This is a genomic window from Bradyrhizobium sp., assembly GCF_016462955.1.
Lineage (GTDB): Bacteria > Pseudomonadota > Alphaproteobacteria > Rhizobiales > Xanthobacteraceae > Bradyrhizobium.
On sequence record NZ_JAEMSD010000070.1, the window covers coordinates 1 to 1,090 of the forward strand.

Here is a 1,090-nt window from a genome sequence, read left to right on the forward strand (position 1 = left end):
AGGTAGCTCAGTTGGTAGAGCATGCGACTGAAAATCGCAGTGTCGGTGGTTCGATTCCGCCCCTGGGCACCATTTAATTTCGGTGCTTCCGTAACCCAAAGACCTCCCGAGCGAGAGCTCGTCCCGGCGTAGCCCGAAGGGCGAAGCCGGATGGTTCGATTCCGCCCTTGGGTCCCCTCTCTCTCGTTGGCCAGTTCGATCGGCCGGCTCGGCCGCTTGCCCGAGAATCGAAGGTAGCGGCCGAGCGCGGCGAGGGCAGGCAAATTATAGTGATGGGTCGCAGCCTTGGCTTCAGCTCGAGAGGCCGCAAAATCACAGTTGAGTGCACTGTCACCGTAACCAACGCCAAAAGCGGTAGTGTCCGACACTCGGAACCCGCAAGAATCTTGCGCGTTGCATCGCGAGGCGCATGGAGGATTGAGGGATGGCGAAGAAAGTCGAGAAGAAGTCGGCCCGTGGCCGCGCGCAGGATCGGGCTCGCGTTGCCGGCGGTCAGGACTACGAGGTGCGATACACCGCGAAGAAGACCCGCAAGTCTGCCGCCTCGGTGAAGAAGGCCGTCAAGAAGGTCGGCAGCAGTAGGAAGAAGGTCACCAAGGCGCTGAAGCGCGGCAAGCGATAGGCAAAATAAAACGGCGGGCCCTTAATGAGAGCCCGCCGGCTTGTTTAGGCACTAAAATCAGTCCTTACGTTGAAGTCCTGTGATCTTCCAGCCCAGCGCATCAATTGCGGCAAGGTGGTAGTCCAACGTCTGCTTCTCGTCAGAAGCGGGCGGCTGCGGCGTTGAACCATTCTGATGCTGGGGCTTGTTCAGTCCCAACTTCTTCGCGTGCTTCACTTCGCCTTCCTCGATCGCGCGGACGATGCGCTCAATATGCTTACTGTCGATGCGAGCGGGGTTCTTCTCGTTGAGGATCTGACTGACGAACGGCCCACTAAACTTGAGGGTCTCGCCAATCTCGGCCAGCGTGAAGAGGCTACGGAAGCGTCTCAGGCGATCGCGCAATTCCTTTTTCAAGGGACCGTTTTTCTCGTCCTGATACCTAGAGTCAAAATCCACTCAATATTCCTTTCGTTCTGAAATCGCCCC

The 1,090-nt window shown here is 58.0% G+C and carries 2 protein-coding genes and 1 tRNA gene; 2 read left to right on the forward strand and 1 reads right to left on the reverse strand.

Annotated features, from left to right (window positions below; genetic code table 11):
• Window positions 1-2 precede the first annotated feature (2 nt).
• Together JHD07_RS10375 and JHD07_RS10380 are read left to right on the forward strand one after the other, a co-directional pair.
• Window positions 3-72, forward strand: a tRNA-Phe gene (locus tag JHD07_RS10375).
• Window positions 73-424: 352 nt separating this feature from the next.
• Entirely contained in the window at window positions 425-622 is a 198-nt protein-coding gene (locus JHD07_RS10380) for a DUF3606 domain-containing protein (RefSeq protein ID WP_291621644.1), read from the forward strand.
• A 57-nt stretch (window positions 623-679) separates the two neighbouring features.
• On the opposite strand, the gene JHD07_RS10385 is transcribed toward JHD07_RS10380, so the two are convergent.
• Window positions 680-1,060, reverse strand: a complete 381-nt coding sequence (locus tag JHD07_RS10385; protein ID WP_291621646.1) for a hypothetical protein — start codon at window positions 1,058-1,060, stop codon at window positions 680-682.
• Window positions 1,061-1,090: the final 30 nt, after the last annotated feature.